General features: G+C 66.5%; 15 protein-coding genes. 6 read left to right on the top strand and 9 right to left on the bottom strand.

What is annotated here, in order from left to right; all coding sequences use genetic code 11:
* Position 1: 1 nt before the first annotated feature.
* The 7 genes from VK92_RS24190 to VK92_RS24220 all read right to left on the bottom strand — a co-directional run bounded on the left by VK92_RS24190 (position 2) and on the right by VK92_RS24220 (position 5,716).
* Entirely contained in the window at positions 2-1,930 is a 1,929-nt protein-coding gene (locus tag VK92_RS24190) for a type II and III secretion system protein family protein (RefSeq protein ID WP_048027258.1), read from the bottom strand.
* A 97-nt stretch (positions 1,931-2,027) separates the two neighbouring features.
* The gene (gene cpaB, locus VK92_RS24195) at positions 2,028-2,867 is read right to left on the bottom strand and encodes a Flp pilus assembly protein CpaB (RefSeq protein WP_042972805.1); all 840 of its coding nucleotides are present in this window, start codon (positions 2,865-2,867) and stop codon (positions 2,028-2,030) included.
* A 35-nt stretch (positions 2,868-2,902) separates the two neighbouring features.
* Entirely contained in the window at positions 2,903-4,303 is a 1,401-nt protein-coding gene (locus VK92_RS24200; RefSeq protein WP_048027259.1) for an ATP-binding protein, read from the bottom strand.
* 32 nt (positions 4,304-4,335) lie between these two features.
* Entirely contained in the window at positions 4,336-4,875 is a 540-nt protein-coding gene (locus VK92_RS24205) for an A24 family peptidase (RefSeq protein ID WP_048027262.1), read from the bottom strand.
* A 28-nt stretch (positions 4,876-4,903) separates the two neighbouring features.
* Entirely contained in the window at positions 4,904-5,110 is a 207-nt protein-coding gene (locus VK92_RS24210) for a hypothetical protein (protein ID WP_048027263.1), read from the bottom strand.
* Between the two features lie 91 nt (positions 5,111-5,201).
* Complete coding sequence (locus tag VK92_RS24215) at positions 5,202-5,384, bottom strand: Flp family type IVb pilin (protein ID WP_021156632.1); 183 nt, start codon at positions 5,382-5,384, stop codon at positions 5,202-5,204.
* A gap of 140 nt (positions 5,385-5,524) precedes the next feature.
* Complete coding sequence (locus VK92_RS24220) at positions 5,525-5,716, bottom strand: Flp family type IVb pilin (protein WP_021156631.1); 192 nt, start codon at positions 5,714-5,716, stop codon at positions 5,525-5,527.
* Between the two features lie 1,053 nt (positions 5,717-6,769).
* Between VK92_RS24220 and VK92_RS24225 the strand changes: the two genes are divergently transcribed.
* The 6 genes from VK92_RS24225 to VK92_RS43095 all read left to right on the top strand — a co-directional run bounded on the left by VK92_RS24225 (position 6,770) and on the right by VK92_RS43095 (position 12,610).
* Positions 6,770-8,011, top strand: coding sequence for a glycosyltransferase family 87 protein (locus VK92_RS24225; protein ID WP_048027264.1), 1,242 nt, complete (start codon positions 6,770-6,772; stop codon positions 8,009-8,011).
* The gene (locus tag VK92_RS24230; RefSeq protein ID WP_048027266.1) at positions 8,008-9,387 is read left to right on the top strand and encodes a glycosyltransferase family 87 protein; all 1,380 of its coding nucleotides are present in this window, start codon (positions 8,008-8,010) and stop codon (positions 9,385-9,387) included. Before VK92_RS24225 ends, VK92_RS24230 begins: the two co-directional genes overlap by 4 nt.
* A 24-nt stretch (positions 9,388-9,411) precedes the next feature.
* A complete protein-coding gene (locus VK92_RS24235) occupies positions 9,412-10,455 on the top strand; it encodes a glycosyltransferase family 2 protein (protein ID WP_021156627.1) in 1,044 nt (347 codons plus the stop codon).
* Between the two features lie 15 nt (positions 10,456-10,470).
* Positions 10,471-10,854 carry a GtrA family protein gene (locus tag VK92_RS24240; RefSeq protein WP_048027268.1) on the top strand — a complete coding sequence of 128 codons (384 nt, stop codon included), beginning with the start codon at positions 10,471-10,473 and terminating at the stop codon, positions 10,852-10,854.
* Positions 10,855-11,150: 296 nt separating this feature from the next.
* Positions 11,151-11,654, top strand: coding sequence for an inclusion body family protein (locus VK92_RS24245; protein ID WP_027792733.1), 504 nt, complete (start codon positions 11,151-11,153; stop codon positions 11,652-11,654).
* Between the two features lie 65 nt (positions 11,655-11,719).
* Positions 11,720-12,610 (top strand): AidA/PixA family protein, encoded by an 891-nt coding sequence (locus tag VK92_RS43095; RefSeq protein WP_082163756.1) that lies wholly within the window; start codon positions 11,720-11,722, stop codon positions 12,608-12,610.
* A gap of 28 nt (positions 12,611-12,638) precedes the next feature.
* On the opposite strand, the gene VK92_RS24260 is transcribed toward VK92_RS43095, so the two are convergent.
* Together VK92_RS24260 and VK92_RS24265 are read right to left on the bottom strand one after the other, a co-directional pair.
* Positions 12,639-13,577, bottom strand: coding sequence for an ABC transporter substrate-binding protein (locus VK92_RS24260; protein WP_048027270.1), 939 nt, complete (start codon positions 13,575-13,577; stop codon positions 12,639-12,641).
* 109 nt (positions 13,578-13,686) lie between these two features.
* Positions 13,687-14,805, bottom strand: a complete 1,119-nt coding sequence (locus VK92_RS24265) for a TauD/TfdA family dioxygenase (RefSeq protein WP_048027273.1) — start codon at positions 14,803-14,805, stop codon at positions 13,687-13,689.
* Between the last annotated feature and the right edge of the window lie 421 nt (positions 14,806-15,226).

Here is a 15,226-nt window from a genome sequence, read left to right on the forward strand (position 1 = left end):
ATCAACGATCGGTGGACTCGGATTCCGAGCGGGCGACCTGCGCATGGGCGGCCACCGGGAGCCGGTGCGTCGGCTGGGCCGGTGTGGCCGGGCCGGCCGCGGCAAGACGCGCGGCGGTGGCTTCGATGCGCGCGACACGGGCTGCGTTGGCTGCGTTGGCTGCGTCGGGCCGTGGCACGGCAACCGCCACCGGCACGGGCGTCTTCTGCGGTTCGGCCGGTACCGGCGGCTGCGCGTCCGCGCCTTGCGGCACACGTGGTGCGGGCAGCGCGGCGGCAGCGGCGGCCGGGGTATCCGATTGCGGCGCCGGCGCGGGTGCCTGAGCCGGTGCCTGGGCCGGTGCCTGCGGCGCAGCTGCCGCGCCGTTCGCCGGCTGTGCGCCGGGCTTGCGGACACCGCCACGGCCTTCCATGTTGCCCGTCGCGTACACGTCGACTTCGTTCGGCTTCGAGAAGCTGTCGGTCGGCAGCGGCACGTCGGCGGTCTGCAGCGGCTTCACCAGGTGCGGCGTGATCAGGAAGATCAGCTCGGTGCGATCCTGCTGGAACGACGTGCTGCGGAACAGCGCGCCGAGCACCGGCACCTCACCCACGCCCGGGAGCGCCTTCAGCGCGCCCGTCACGTTGTCCTTGATCAGCCCGCCGATCGCGAACGATTCGCCGTCGCTCATCTGCACCGTCGTCGATGCGCGCCGCGTCGTGATCAGCGGCAGGATCGACGTGCCGCCGATGTTGGTCGCGCTCAGCGTGACCCCCGTCTGCGACAGCTCCGACACTTCCGGCGCCACCTTCAGGCTGATCCGGCCGTTGGCGAGCACGGTCGGCGTGAACTTCAGCGCGACGCCGAACTCCTCTTCCTGCAGCGTGATCGACGACGTGCCGTTGCCGCTGCTCTGCGGGATCGGGATGAAGATCTTGCCGCCGGCGAGGAACGTCGCTTCCTGGCCGCTGATCGTCACGAGATTCGGCTCCGCGAGGATCTTGACCAGGTTGTCGGTGTTCTGCGCGTCGGCCGCGAGGTTGAACGGCTTGTTGTTCGCCTTGCTGAACGCGACGCCGCTCGCGACGCCCGCGAGCAGGTTGGTGACCAGCGCCCCGCTCCACGAACCGAACCCGCCCTGGATGTTGAGCGCGCTGCCCATCTGGTTCATCAGCGTCTTCGACACCTCGGCCACCTTCACCTCGAGCATCACCTGCTGCGGCGACGTGACGGCCAGCATGTTCAGCACGCCGCCGCCGCTTTGCTTGCCGCCAGCGGCCGGGTCGCCGGCGCTGTCGCCGTAGGCGCGCGCGATCTGCACGGCCTGCTGTGCGGCCTGCGAGCTCGACACGGTGCCCGACAGCACGATCGTGCCGGCCGCGGTCGTCACGCGGATGTCGCGCTCGGTCGGCATCAGCTGCTGCAACGACGCCTGCAGGCCGCCGGCATCCGCGCCGACTGCCACATCGATCACGCGGCACGCACCGCTCTTGCCCTGCACGATCATGTTCGTCGTGCCGACCGCGAGCCCGAGGATGTACAGCGTCTGCGGCGACACCATCGTGGCCTGCGCGACGGCCGGATTGCCGATCGTCCGGTTACGGACCGGCTCCGGCATCGGCACCAGCAGCGACTTGCCGAGCGGCACGCTGACGCTGGTCGATTCGCGCACGGCGCCGACGCAGTTCGGCCCGCGCAGCGGCCCTGCCGACGCGGCGGGCGCGGCGGCCGCCATCGGCGCCATGCTGATCGTCATCTGCATCGGCCCCTTGCCGACCGCGGCCGGCGCGCTGGCGCCGCCCTTCGTCAGCGCCGCCGACTCGACGCCTTCCTGCGCGAGTGCGCCATAAACCGTCAGCCATCCCGAACAAAGGATCGCGGCCATCATCGTGCCCCGTGCGACGCGTGTGCGCAGCGGGCCGGTATCCGTGCATTGCGGTTTGATCTTCATTTCGTCTGATCCCCCGAGAGACCGGCTCCGTGCCGGTTATCGACTTCCAGGGCCGCCGCGTTGCCGGCGGCCGTTTATGTGACTGTGTTGATCTGCTTCAGAAACACTCGACGCTGCCCCTTACGCCCGTCAGCACGCCGACGCAGTCGCGCCGCGCTTCCGGCGCCGCATGCGATGCGACGTGCACGCGTACCGTCCGGACGCGAGCGGGCGCCGCGGGTGCTTCGGGTGCGGGCTCCTTGCCGAGCAGCGTCATCTTGGTCGCCCCGTCTGTATTCAGCGTCTTCTGGTCGATCTGGTTGCGCAGCACGAGCGACAGCGTGCCGACGCTGCGCGCGAGGTCGAGGCGTTCGGCCTGGTCGGGCGTGACTTCCAGCGTCACCGCGTTGACGACCTTCGGCGCCGTGTCGTCACGGCTCACCTGCTGCGCGACGGCGAGCACGAGGATGTGCTCGAGCACGATCTTCGAGATGCTCTGCCCATCGGTCTTGCCCTGCTGTTCCTGCGTGTTGACGATCACGTCGACGTAGTTGCCCGGCAGCGCGAAGCCCGCGACGCCGACCACGTCGTTCACGCGCACCGTGATCGCGCGGCTGCCGTCCGAGATCACCGCGGACAGCCCGCCCTTCGTGCCGACCGGCGCGAGCTTCGATTCGATCACCGGCTCGTCGCGCGACAGGCTGGTGCGTACCACGCGCCCTTCGAGCGCCTTGGTATCGGTGAACGCGCCGGCCGGCACGCTGCCCGACGGCCAGTTCACCATGCGGATCTGGTTCGGCCCGAGCGGTTCGCCCAGGTTCAGGTCGGTGGCCGCCACCGCAACCGACGTGACCGAACTCGTGGATGTCTGCATCAGCCAGCGGGACGCGAACACGACCGCGGCAAGACCCGCGACCATCGCGACGACCAGCATCAGGATCGCTCGACTGTTTTTCATGGCAATGCTCCTCGACGAATCGTGAAAGAAACGGCTCAACCGGTGATGAAGGTGCGTCCGCCGCGCTCGACGGGCGGCGGATGGACGCCTTCCCGTTCAGGTCCCGCGCCGAAATAGCTCGCCCACGCGTCGTACAGTGCGTCGTGCGTCACCTCGGCCGGATCGCCGCGATAGCGCGCGCCGGCGGCGACGAGTCGCAGCAGGTCTGCCGGGAAGCACGCGAGAAACGCCTTGCCGGTCGGCAGATGCAGGTGGTGCAGCAGGTAGTCGAAGGCATCGCTCGCCGCGACGAGGCCCAGCGATGCGCACGCCGCGTCGAACACCGCGCGGTAGTTGTCGATCGACAGCGCGCCGACGTGGATCTTCGAGCCGAGGCGACGCATGAATGCGTCGTCGCAGAACTGTTCGGGCGCCAGGTTGCTCGAGAACACGGGCCAGACGTCGAACGGCATCACGAAGCGGTTGCCGGATTCGAGCGTCATGAAATCGACGCCACGATCGAGCGGGCGTAGCCAGCGGTTGAGCAGGTCGCGCGGCTCGACGCGCTGGCGGCCGAGATCGTCGACGACGTACATGCCCATGTTCGCCTTCATGTGCGGCGGTGCCTGGTAGAAGCCCGCGGCTTCGTCGCGGCGCAGGTCGAGCTCGTCGAGCGTCAGTTCGCCGCCGGACATCACGACCGGCCGCTCGCACAGGCGCCAGCGGCGATCGACCGACTGGCCGCCGGGCTGCGACGCCGCGTCGACATGCACGAGCGGGTCGTAGACCTGGATCACCTCGCCGGCCGCGCAGATTGCGTGCGGCACCGGCACGTAACCGCGCATCAGCGAGCCGAGCCGCTCGGCGAGAAAGGTCTTGCCGCTGCCGGCCGGGCCGTGGATCAGCAGCGGGCGTCCCGCATTGAGCGCCGCGGCCGCCGCGTCGAGCACCGACGTGTCGATCACGATGTCTTCGAAGGCGGCCCACACGTCGCTCTGGCCGATGTGCAGCTTGCGCACCGAATGAGCCGCCACGCATTCGAGATACGCGTCGAGCGTCACCGGCGCGGGCCCGCTGTAGCCGCTGCGCGCCCGTTCCTCGAGCGCCAGCACGCGGCCCGCGTCGGTCAGGCGGAACGTCACGTCGAGATCGGTCGCGCCGCGATGGGTGAGTTCGACGAGGTGCTCGCGCACCAGGAATGCAAAGACGTCGTCGAGCACGGCGAGCGGCAGGCAGTGCCGCTCGACCAGGTCGCCGTACGACGGGCGGCCGAGCATCAGCGTCGACTTCAGAACGAGGCCGGCAACGAACGTCTTGCTCAGTCCCGTTTCGTCGAGCGAGCGCGGCGCCGCCGGCAATTGCGCGCCCAGCTTCGTGCGGGCCTCCCGCGACGGCAACGGATCGGGCAGATGGGCCACCTGCGCGTCGCGTCTCGGTTCGGTTTGGTTCGTGTTCATGGTCGTTCGATCCTCGTTGCGGGTGCGTCGCGCTAGGTGTGCGACGCGAACAGCATGGCCAGCGTGCCGGCCGCGATCGCTACGCCATACGGCAGCGAGCCGACCGATACGATTTCCGCGGGGCCGTCGGCGGCCTCCCCGCGCGTTCCTCGCGAATGCCGCGCGATCAGCGCGCGGACGTTCGTCCACATCTGGCGCATCCGGCCGCGCAACAGCACGACCGCGAGCGCACCGATCCCGCCGGCCAGGAACGTGGCCAGCACGATGTAACAGGTCATTTCCGCGCCGACCCATGCGCCGATCGCGACCATCAGCTTCACGTCGCCGGCCGCCATCCCGCGCAGCAGGTAGAACGGCAGCAGCAGCGCGAAGCCGGTCGCCGCGCCGGCAAGCCAGGCGAGTGCGCCTGCCAGGACGCCGTGCAGCACGCATTGGGCGACCAGCGCGCCCGCCAGTCCGAGCGCGACGAGGCCGTTCGGGATGCGGCGGGCCGCGATGTCCGTGCCGGCCGCGGATACCGCGAGCAGCGTCACGCACAACGGAATCGGGTAAGACGGCGCAACGAGCAACATGGCGAACCCCGCTGAGCGAATCGAAGGATCAGGAAACCATTGCCAACGCAGTGGCCACGGCGGCCGTGACGGCCGTTGCGATCACCGCGTACGTATTGGCAAGCGAGCCTTTCGGCGTGACGACGCTGCCCAGCACCGCGACGGCGAACGTCGCCGCGACGGATGCATACCCGATCGACGTCGCGCGCTGCTCCGCGCCGATCCTGGGGCCTGCGACACGCACCCTGGTTTGCATGATGGTCTCCGGTTCCCGGTCATCCGATGCGTGGGAGCGGCTCGATCGCTGCACCGGCCGAGCCGTCCGCACGCTCTGCTTTTCAACGGCCTCACACGGCCGCGGTCAGGTCGGCAGCGATCGTGGTGAACACGGTCTTCAGCTGCGTGCCGACCGCCGTGACGGCCACGATGATGCCGACCGCGATCAGTGCTGCGATCAGGCCGTATTCGATGGCGGTCACGCCGTCTTCGTCGCGAACGAAACGGGCGGCTTGTTGAATGAACTTGGTCATGATGATCTCCTTGCGTGGTGACTTTCAAAGTCCTCGCGTGCCGGCTGGTCGGTTGACCGTGCATCGATACGTCGAGGCAGGGTGTTGCTGCCGTGTGGTGTCGACGAGCGATTCGAATGTTCCGTTCGTCGTACCGTCCATCAGAGTGCTGTTACCGCCGAGTCCAGACTCGAGGCGATCGTGCTGAACACGGTCGACAGGTCCGTACCGATCGTCGTCAACGCGACGACGATGCCGAGTGCGATCAGCGCGGCGATCAGGCCGTACTCGATGGCCGTCACGCCTTCCCGATCCTCGACGAACCAGGCGATCTTTTCGATGACTCTTGTCATAAGTACTCTCCTTTCGGACTGCTATTGAATACCCTTCGTCTTGTGCGACGTCGGGACGGGCACCACCGGCACTACGCGAAAAATCGGAACGCGACGCTCAGCTGCGGGAACGGGGATGCACATCCCTGTCCGCGCGAACGGGTATCAGTGAGGCAGAATGCGAGAGAGGCGCGTACGGTGCGACAGGTCGGACAAGCCGGGCAATCCGGTCGACCGGAACGGCACGACGGCCGTTCGACGCATGGAATCCAGATGAACGGGAAACAATCTCCCGGATAAGCTGCAATATGTTTTTAATCCGGTTCTCGAACCGTGATGTGCTGTGGTCTTTCATTTTTATTCCCCATATTCGGCCATGCCGACTTTTTATTGCCCTGACGATACCGGGGCTCATCGGTCACTCGACGAAGGCTTGCGCGGTTGATCGACCTGGAGCTGCATGTTCCCCGACGCGCTCCGGCCCTTCTTTCCGCCGGTGATTCCGATGCGGGTTCCGTCTGTCTTTTGCCGGAACCGCCCGGTCGTCACCTCGTCGACTGCCGTGCCAACGCTTACGCAAAGAGCAGGCCACCCGAAGCGGAATCGAGGCGCATCAAGGGTTCCGGCGATGCCCGGGTTCCCCGGCCGGGGGCCCGGCGCGTGAAATGTTTCAAAACTGATATAGGTTTCCGCGCAAGCGTTGCAAGCCTGAATGCCTGCCGCCGCGCTCCGTCAAGGACCCAAAAAATTTTCTCGGGACTTTCCCGCACACGCGATACGACCTTTGCCTCATGTGGCCGGCCGGATGCGGAGCCGGTCAAATTGGCCGAATGTTTCACAGCAGAAACACGAAATCCGGAAATGTCGATTTCTCATACCTGAAAACACGGTTTTCACGTGCGTCACCGGTCAATCCGGATTCCGGATTTCAGGGGGCGATTTGCATCACGCGATTTTTTCTTCAACAATGAATTCACCGGACGACGCGATTTCAGTGCGATTCGATCCGCAGGCACGACAGAACATGAAACGGCTGCGACAAACCATGCAGCCTCTACACACATACGGGGAATCATGTACACAGCCAATCGTGGGTCGCGCGTTCGCGCAATACGCTGTGCTCAATGGCTCACAGCCGACCGGATCGTTCCGTACAGCTGCATCATGCTGATGCTCTTCGCCGCGTTGCTGATTGTCTGGGGCTTCGTGACGAACGGCTTCACGTCGAACGCCGCCGTGCGCCCGGGCGTCGACTTCTCCGTCTTCTGGACCGCATCGCACCTGGTGTTGCAAGGCCATGCCGCATCGGCCTACGACCCTTCCTTGTTCCTGCAGGCCGAGCTCGCACAATTCGACACGTATTTGCAGCACCGGTCGCTTCCCTGGCTCTATCCGCCGACGATGTTGCTGTTCATCGCTCCGGTTGCCCTTGTGCCTTTCCTGCCCGCATATTTCCTCTTTTTCGCGGGCAGTCTTTTATGCTACGCGCTCGCCGTCTCGCGGTTGTCGGGATTGCGCGCGCATCTTCCGGTGCCGCACGCCGCGGCGATCGTCGTGGTCGCGTATTCGGCGGTGTGCATGTCCGCGCTGTTCGGCCAGAACAGCATCCTGACCGCCGGCCTCGCCGCACTCGCGCTGCATCTGCTCGGCAAGCGCCCGGTCGCGGCCGGCGTGCTGATCGGGCTGCTCGCGATCAAGCCGCAGCTGGCCGTGGTGTTCCCGTTCGCGTTGATCGCGGCGCGCGCGTGGCGCACGTTCGCAGCGGCGGCAATCAGCGCGACGCTGTTCGCGGCGGCCGGGATCGCGCTGACCGGTACGGGCGCACTGCATGGGCTGGGCGACGCCGTGGCGACGGTGCGCGGCCAGCACTTCATGCTGCCGTCCTACTGGCTCGCTTCGCCGACGCCGTTCGCCGCGCTGCGGCTCTCGGGTTTCCCGGTGTCGGCTGCCCTGGCCGCGCAGGCCGCGATCGCGCTGCTCGCGATCGCGGCAACCGTCGATGTCTGGCGGCGCACGCCCGACATGCGCCTGCGCGGCGCGGTACTGGCCGTCGCCACCTTGCTGACTACACCGTATCTGTGGCACTACGAGCTGACCTGGCTCGGTATCGCGATCTTCTGCCTGATCGCCCACGGCTTCGATGAAGGCTGGCTGCCCGGCGACCAGGCCGTGATCGTGCTCGCCTGGCTGCTGCCGATCTTCGAAATGCTGAACCGCCTGATGAAGCTGCCGCAGGTCGGCCCGATCGTGCTGCTTGCCGTGCTGTTCGTCGTCGTTCGCCGCACCGCGCAGTACTCGCCCCGGAGCTCGCGATGAAAGCACCCCATTCCGTTTTCCACGCCCGTCCCGAGACGGATGCGCACCCGGAACTCCCGATCGCCGGCCCGCGCCGTTATCCTCACTGGCTCAATCGCGATCGCGTGCGCGTTTATGCCGGCGCCGCGTTGCTGGGCGAACTGCTGTTCATCGGCATCTACATCGCCCGAATGTACTTGCAGCATGGCGCCGCGCTGGTCCCGTTGTCGGAGGATTTCTCCCCGATCTGGAGCGCCGCATGGCTCGCCGCGCACGGTCGTGCCGCCGACGTCTGGCATTTCAGCGCGTTGTTCACGATCCAGCAACTCGCCGTCCCGGGAATGAATCTCGAGGACGGCATGCTCCTGTGGCTCTATCCGCCCAGCATGCTGTTGCTGGTCCTGCCGCTCGGCTGGCTTCCGTACACGCCGGCCGTCGTACTCTGGCTTGGCGTCACGTATGTGCTGTTCGCCGTCGTCATGCAGGCGACCGTGCAGCGCGGTACCGCGTGGCTGTGCGCGCTGGCCTTCCCCGCCGCATTCATCACCGTCGTCATCGGGCAAACGAGCCTGTTTACCGCGACGCTCGGCGGCCTCGGCCTGTTGCTGCTGAAGCGCCGGCCCGTCTGGGCCGGGATCTGTTTCGGCATGCTGATGATGAAGCCGCAGATCGCCATCCTGTTCCCGCTCGCGCTGCTGTGCGCCGGCCAGTGGCGTACGCTGGCCGCGTGGGCCGCGACGATCGCCGCCTGCGTCGCGCTCGCCACGCTCGCGTTCGGCACCGACTCGTGGATCGCGTTCGCACACGGGATGCACGATGTCTACCAGGTCATCAGCACCGGCCATGCGAAGCTCGCGCGGATGCCGACCCTGTTCGCGCTAGCCGCGATGGCAGGCCTGCCCGCTTCCGTCGCCAACGCCCTTCAACTGCTGTCGGCCGCGGTCGCCGCGATCGCCGTCGTCTATGCGTGGCGCGGCGACTGCGCGTACGCGCTGCGCGCCGCGACGCTCGCGTGCGCGTGCCTGCTCGTCAGCCCCTATCTGTACGACTACGACCTGACCTGGTACGGCCTCGTGATCGCGTGGTACGCGCGTTATGCGTGGACGCACGGCTGGCGGCGCTTCGACCGGGAATGGCTGACGCTGCTGTGGCTGACGCCGCTCGCGGGCCTCGCGGTCGTGCCGCATCTGTCGTTCCAGTTCATGCCGCTCGTCACGCTGGCGTCGCTCGGGCTGCTCGTCAGCCGGATCGCCCGGGACCGGCGCGACGTGCCGTCGATGCCGGACGCGCGCGATCACTCGACCGACACAGCGTTCACGCATTCGGCCAGAACGCACCACCGCCCGGCGTACGGAATGCGCCGCACCGGCCGACCGACCATCGGCGCGCATCGGTGAAGCGACATCACAGGGGAAATCATCATGCGGGAACCACTCTATATACCGCTCGTATCGCTGGTCGTGCCGTTCTATAACGAAGGCGAGGCCGTCGAGCGCTTCTTCGACGTCGTGATGCCGTTGATGACGTCCATCGACGGCATCCGGTTCGAGATCGTCTGCGTGAACGACGGCAGCCGCGACGACACGCTCGAGCGGCTGATCCGGATCGGCACCGGCGAACGGCGCGTGCGGGTGATCGACCTGACCCGCAACTTCGGCAAGGAAGCGGCGCTCACGGCCGGTCTCGACGAAGCCCTCGGCGATGCGGTGATCCCGCTCGACGCCGACCTGCAGGACCCGCCGAGCCTGATTCCGGTGATGATCGAACACTGGCGCGACGGTGCGGAAGTCGTCGCCGCGAAGCGCAGCAACCGCGCGTGCGATTCGTTCGCGAAGCGCACCGCGGCCGCGATCTACTATCGCGTGCACAACCTGCTGTCGGACGTGAAACTGCCGGAGAACGTCGGCGATTTCCGGCTGATGGACCGCAAGGTCGTGAACGCGCTGCGCAGCCTGCCCGAGCGGCATCGGTTCATGAAGGGACTGTTCGCATGGGTCGGCTACCGGACGGTCATCGTCGAATACCAGCGTGACGCGCGTAGTGCCGGGCACTCGAAATTTTCCGGCTGGAAGCTGTGGAATTTCGCGCTGGAAGGCATCACCAGTTTCAGCACCGTGCCGCTGCGCAGCTGGACCTACATCGGCGTCGGCATCGCCGCGCTCGCGTTCCTGTACGGCGCGTTCATCATCCTCCGCACGCTGCTGTTCGGCAATCCGGTGCTCGGCTACGCGTCGCTGATCTCGGTCACCCTGTTCATCGGCGGCATCGAGCTCATCGGGATCGGTGTCGTCGGCGAATACATCGGGCGGATCTACGACGAGTCGAAGCAACGGCCCGTCTACCTGATCCGCCGCCGCTACCAGACGCACGGCAAGGTGGTCGAACTGCGGGTCGCGCGCGATGCGCGCCGCCAGAGCGCTCGCCGGCGCGTGCAGCCGACCCGTGCGCGAATCGGCGAACGCTGACGCGCGGCGACGGCCATGATCGGCCTGCTCGATGCCGAGCGCACGCGCCTCGTGCGCTTCGGCGTGTCCGGCCTCTGCTCGACCGCGATCCACACGCTGGTCGCGGCGACGCTGTTCGCGCAGTTCGACGCGACGCTGGTGACGGCGAACACGATCGCGTTCCTCTGCGCGACGGCGTTCTCGTATCTCGCGAACACGCTGTGGAGCTTTTCGTCGACGGTGCGCACGCGCAACGCGGTGCGCTTTCTCGCGGTCACGCTCGCCGGCTTCGTCGAAACCCTGCTGCTCGCGCGTGCGGCCGAAGCGCTCGACGTGTCCCGCGCAATGAGCATCGTCGCGATCGCGTTGCTGATTCCACCGACGACGTTCCTGCTGCACCGGCTCTGGACCTATCGTTGAACACCCCTCCCCGCCGCCCCCGAAAATAATCGGCCATTCAATTAACAGATTCAATGTCGGCATATTTATGTCACGCATGAATCCGATTGATTCCGATTTTAAAATTACCGACCAAAACAAATTAAATACCCTGTTTACTTTTACAGCTTCCATAAACAACCGAACGGGATAACCTGCCTTCGCCATCTCGCCAGCACGGGCATCGAACGGCGACGAGCCTTGCAGGACAAGGCAATGGCGGCTGCGCGACGTAATTCGCGCAACAATAATTCCCATTCATTCAAACGGGAGCTTCTATGTCACGCGTTACCGATGTGCTCGTCTCTTTCGATACCGAAACCATCCTCAAGAAATATCCGAATCCCAGCAAGAATCCGAATAGCCCGACGCTGATCGACTGGAAGCACGTGTACATGGTCACCAACCAGGACAACGTGGTGTCCGGGCAGGCGGGCGGCGAACTCGACCTGAAGGCGCAGGTTGGCGACCTGATCCGCTGGCGTGAAACGAGCCTGTCGCTGGGCTTCGAGAACCAGGTGGTGTTCTACAAGTTCATCGGCAACGTCGGCAACGAACTGATTTCGACGCCGACGCCGCGCGTCGCCGAAGCGTCGATCCCGGTGCCGAACACCAGCAAGCCCGAGGTGCCGACCTGCCAGAAGGTCGCGAACTACTACTGGTCGTCGGAATGCCTGAAGGTCGGCCGCGTGACTTACCACTTCCAGTTCCAGATCATCGATCGCAACTGCCAGAGCCAGGGCTGCTTCTCGTGGGATCCGTTCATCTCGATCCATAACTGATCGCGGCAGGCGGGCGGCCGCACGGCGGCTGCCCGCATCAACCCCTTGTTGCGGAGGAAGCGCTCATGCCTGGTCTTCGTTCCGATGTGCTCGTGATCGTCGACGCCGTCACGCTGCTGTCGGCCTACCCGGAGGCGAGCCGGGACCCCGACGCGCCGACCGTGATCGACGGCCGGCACCTCTACGTGGTGAGCCCCGGCGACGCCGCGCAGCTCGGCCACAACGACAGCCGGCTCTTTGCCGGGCTGTCGCCGGGCGACCAGTTGCGCCTGCGCGAGACCGCGCTGGCACTGCGCGCCGAGGCGAGCGTGCTGTTCGTCCGGTTCGCGTTGAAGGATGCGGGCATCGTCGCGCCGTTCGAAGCGGAAGTACGCGACGCGGCCGCGCCGGTACCCGATGCCGACGACCTGCTGCATCCGCCGTGCCATCCGATGAAGGACCACTACTGGCGCAGCGACGTGCTGGCCGCGGGCGCCACCACGTGCACGGCCGATTTCGCCGTGTTCGACCGCGACGGCACCGTGTCGGGATATTTCCGCTGGGAAACGTCGATCGAGATCGGCGCCGGTCAGCCGGCCGAGAAACAGCAGGATTTCAAGCCGTCTTCGGATCGCAACGGCAACTTCACGCTGCCGCCGGATACCGCGTTCAAGGCGATCTTCTACGCGAATGCCGCCGACCGGCAGGACCTCCGGCTCTTCATCGACGATGCGCCGGAACCGGCCGCGTCGTTTACCGGCAACAGCGACGACGGCGTCAGGCTGTTCACGCTGAACTCGAAGAGCGGGAAGATCCGGATCGACGCGTCCGCCAACGGCAGGAAATCCGCGACCGATGCGCGTCTCGCACCGCTGTCCGCGGGCGACACCGTCTGGCTCGGCTGGCTCGGCGCCGAGGACGGCGCCGATGCCGACTACAACGACGGGATCGTGATCCTGCAGTGGCCGGTCACCTGAGCATCGCGGCGATCGGCGCCCGGGCGGTTCAGGTGCGCGGCAGCCCCGGCGGATTGGTCTGCGACCGGTCGATCGCTTCGGCGTCGAGACTCCAGCGGCCGAGCACCTTCCGGTAGCTGCCGTTCGCGATCAGCGCATTGATCGCGACCGTCAGCGGATCGGCGAGGCCGCTGCCCTTGCGCGTCGTGATCGCGATGTCCGCGGTGCGCGGCCAGCCGCCGCTCACGGTGCCGATCAGCTTCGCGTCGCCGCGCAGCGACGCCTGGTACGCGAGCATCGAGTTCACGCTGAAGATCGTGTCGACGCGCCCCGACTGCAGCGCGACCCAGCGCTCCGCCGCATCCGCGTAGTACTGGATCTCGACCGGCGCGAGGCCGCGCGCGACGTTCTGCCGGTTCCATTCGAGCAGGATCTTCTCCTGGTTCGTGCCCGAATCGGTCACGACGCGCAGCCCGGCAACGTCCTTCGGCTCGCGAATCGACGCGATCCGGCTGCCGTTCTTCACGTAGAAGCCGAGCTGATCCTTCCGGTAGGTCGAGAAGTCGAATTTCTCCTTGCGCTGTTCGGTCACCGTCACGTTCGAGATCACCGCATCGACCTTGCCGGACTGCAGCGCAAGCGGCCAGTCGGCCCACGAGAGCGGCACGATCTTCAGCTTGCGGCCGAGGCTGTCGGCGACGAGCTGGGCGAGATCGGGATCGAAGCCGACGACCGTTCGCGCATCGGTCGCATAGGTGCTGAGCGGCGGCAGGTTCGGCGCGATGCCGATCGTCAACGTGCCCGCTTCGGCAAACCGGTAGCCGGCCGGCAATGCCTGTTCGACCGCCGGGTTCACGGTGCCGCGCTGCCGGCCCGGCTGCTCGGGGCTCAGGTCGAACGTCGCGGCCTGCGCGGCGACGCTGCCGCCGATCAGGACGGCGGCCAGCGTGCGAGCGATGCGTGCTGCGGGAAATGCTGTTCTTCTCATGTCTTCCGGATTCCTTGATGTTTTTCGAAGCGTGTGCCGAACGCGGGCGGCGCCGAACGATGCTCACCGCCCGTTCGCCGCCCTTCTCCTCCCGGCGTTCCCGGCCCGCTCACGCGGGCGCCGCCTCGAGTTCTGCGGCGGCCGCGCGTTGCGGCGCCGGTTGCGCGACCGGCGACGGGCGCGTTGCATGCGCGTCGCCCGCATACAGCGCCTTCGGATCGAAGACCCGCGCCTGCAATGGCGTGAACGCGCGGAAGTTCCACAGGCTGCGCGCGACGAACACGCGCTGCACCCAGCGGAATGCCCGGTCGTTCTCGTCGTATTGCGGATCGAAACGGTCGCGCGAATGCAGCGTGAAATGGTTGTTGATCAGCACCAGCTTGCCGGGCTGTACCTGCACGCCGAACGACACTTCGCGCACCGCGCGATACAGGTTGGCCAGCGCCTCCTGCGCGCGCGCATTGACCGCCAGCACCATGTCCGGATAGAACGCGACCGTCACGCGCGGCGCGTCGAGCGGGCCCGACAGCACCGCGCTCAGGTCGGTGTTGTCGCGCGGCGTCGGCGCCGCGCCGCGCCACCGGTACGGCACGCGGATGATGTAGTGCTCGCCGTAGAGTTGCGCGATGTCATCCGGCGACAGCAGCTGCAGCGCGCGGCGCGCGTCGGCGAGCCGCGTGTACGGGCCGCCGCCGGCTTCGCTGCGCACGCCGAGAAGCAGCAACGCGAACGGCGACGTGTCGCCTTCCGGCATGTGCGCCTGCGCGGCGTTCTCGATATGGAAATCGAGCTCGACCTCGGAGCCGAGGCCCGTGTAGTCGCGTGCGGTCGTCTTGTGCGGCGTGAGGTTGTTCACGAGCTCGCGGCCTTCGTGCGCGATCGAATACGGCTCGCCGGCCAGCGTGCTCAGGGCGACCAGCACGTTCTCGCTCAACACGCCGGCCTTGAACGAGCGGCCGGTCTCCTCGAACCTCGGGCTGCCCTTCACGTCGTCGTCGATCGGCAGGTTGTCGATCTCGATCGAGCCGTGCGCGTCGGCGGTCGGCGCCTTCGCGCGATCGAACGCGTCGACGATCCGGTCGGGAAACGCGTTGTAGGCAAGCTTGCGCACCGCGCTGATGTAGCCCGCGCCGCCGGCCGGATCGTAGGCCAGTGCGCCGAGCGTCTTCCGGATGTGACCGGACTCCGCTGCCGTCAAGACGATACGTTCATCTGCGAGATAGGTCATAGGTCTCTCGTATAAAGATCGGGGTTCGAAGAGCGGCATGGCACCGCCGCTGCGCGTTGCCGTCCTCGGGGCGCAGCGCTCGACAAGACTAGGAGAGCCTCATTGCATTGCGAAATGATATTAAATCGATTGCAAACAAAAATTTTCGATATAAGTTCAGCAATCCCGGCGGCGTCAGGCGGCGTCGATCGCATCACGCCTTAACACGAAAGGTGGTTAAAAAATCGCTGGTTATTATTTGTATTCGTTAGCAGGTCGATGCTAGTTTTCTGTCGGATTCGACGATGCGGCCGGCCGTCGATCGGCAGCCGGCGCCCTTCCTCCGCCCTACGGAACTCTGCCCGATGACCCGATTCCGCCTGCTGCGCCGTTCGTCCGGTCACGACGTGACCCTGCCCGCGTACTGCCTTGCGCGCCACGC

Origin of the sequence: Burkholderia sp. LK4 (genome assembly GCF_001043615.1) — a bacterium.
Lineage (GTDB): Bacteria > Pseudomonadota > Gammaproteobacteria > Burkholderiales > Burkholderiaceae > Burkholderia > Burkholderia cepacia.

What these genes read in the sequence shown, in the direction of transcription:
- VK92_RS24215 (WP_021156632.1), bottom strand. Translation starts at nt 5,384, where the DNA reads ATGACCAAGTTCATTCAACAAGCCGCCCGTTTCGTTCGCGACGAAGAC.
- VK92_RS24200 (WP_048027259.1), bottom strand. Translation starts at nt 4,303, where the DNA reads ATGAACACGAACCAAACCGAACCGAGACGCGACGCGCAGGTGGCCCAT.
- VK92_RS24235 (WP_021156627.1), top strand. Translation starts at nt 9,412, where the DNA reads ATGCGGGAACCACTCTATATACCGCTCGTATCGCTGGTCGTGCCGTTC.
- cpaB (WP_042972805.1), bottom strand. Translation starts at nt 2,867, where the DNA reads ATGAAAAACAGTCGAGCGATCCTGATGCTGGTCGTCGCGATGGTCGCG.
- VK92_RS24225 (WP_048027264.1), top strand. Translation starts at nt 6,770, where the DNA reads ATGTACACAGCCAATCGTGGGTCGCGCGTTCGCGCAATACGCTGTGCT.
- VK92_RS24220 (WP_021156631.1), bottom strand. Translation starts at nt 5,716, where the DNA reads ATGACAAGAGTCATCGAAAAGATCGCCTGGTTCGTCGAGGATCGGGAA.
- VK92_RS24190 (WP_048027258.1), bottom strand. Translation starts at nt 1,930, where the DNA reads ATGAAGATCAAACCGCAATGCACGGATACCGGCCCGCTGCGCACACGC.
- VK92_RS24240 (WP_048027268.1), top strand. Translation starts at nt 10,471, where the DNA reads ATGATCGGCCTGCTCGATGCCGAGCGCACGCGCCTCGTGCGCTTCGGC.
- VK92_RS24205 (WP_048027262.1), bottom strand. Translation starts at nt 4,875, where the DNA reads ATGTTGCTCGTTGCGCCGTCTTACCCGATTCCGTTGTGCGTGACGCTG.
- VK92_RS43095 (WP_082163756.1), top strand. Translation starts at nt 11,720, where the DNA reads ATGCCTGGTCTTCGTTCCGATGTGCTCGTGATCGTCGACGCCGTCACG.
- VK92_RS24245 (WP_027792733.1), top strand. Translation starts at nt 11,151, where the DNA reads ATGTCACGCGTTACCGATGTGCTCGTCTCTTTCGATACCGAAACCATC.
- VK92_RS24265 (WP_048027273.1), bottom strand. Translation starts at nt 14,805, where the DNA reads ATGACCTATCTCGCAGATGAACGTATCGTCTTGACGGCAGCGGAGTCC.
- VK92_RS24260 (WP_048027270.1), bottom strand. Translation starts at nt 13,577, where the DNA reads ATGAGAAGAACAGCATTTCCCGCAGCACGCATCGCTCGCACGCTGGCC.
- VK92_RS24210 (WP_048027263.1), bottom strand. Translation starts at nt 5,110, where the DNA reads ATGCAAACCAGGGTGCGTGTCGCAGGCCCCAGGATCGGCGCGGAGCAG.
- VK92_RS24230 (WP_048027266.1), top strand. Translation starts at nt 8,008, where the DNA reads ATGAAAGCACCCCATTCCGTTTTCCACGCCCGTCCCGAGACGGATGCG.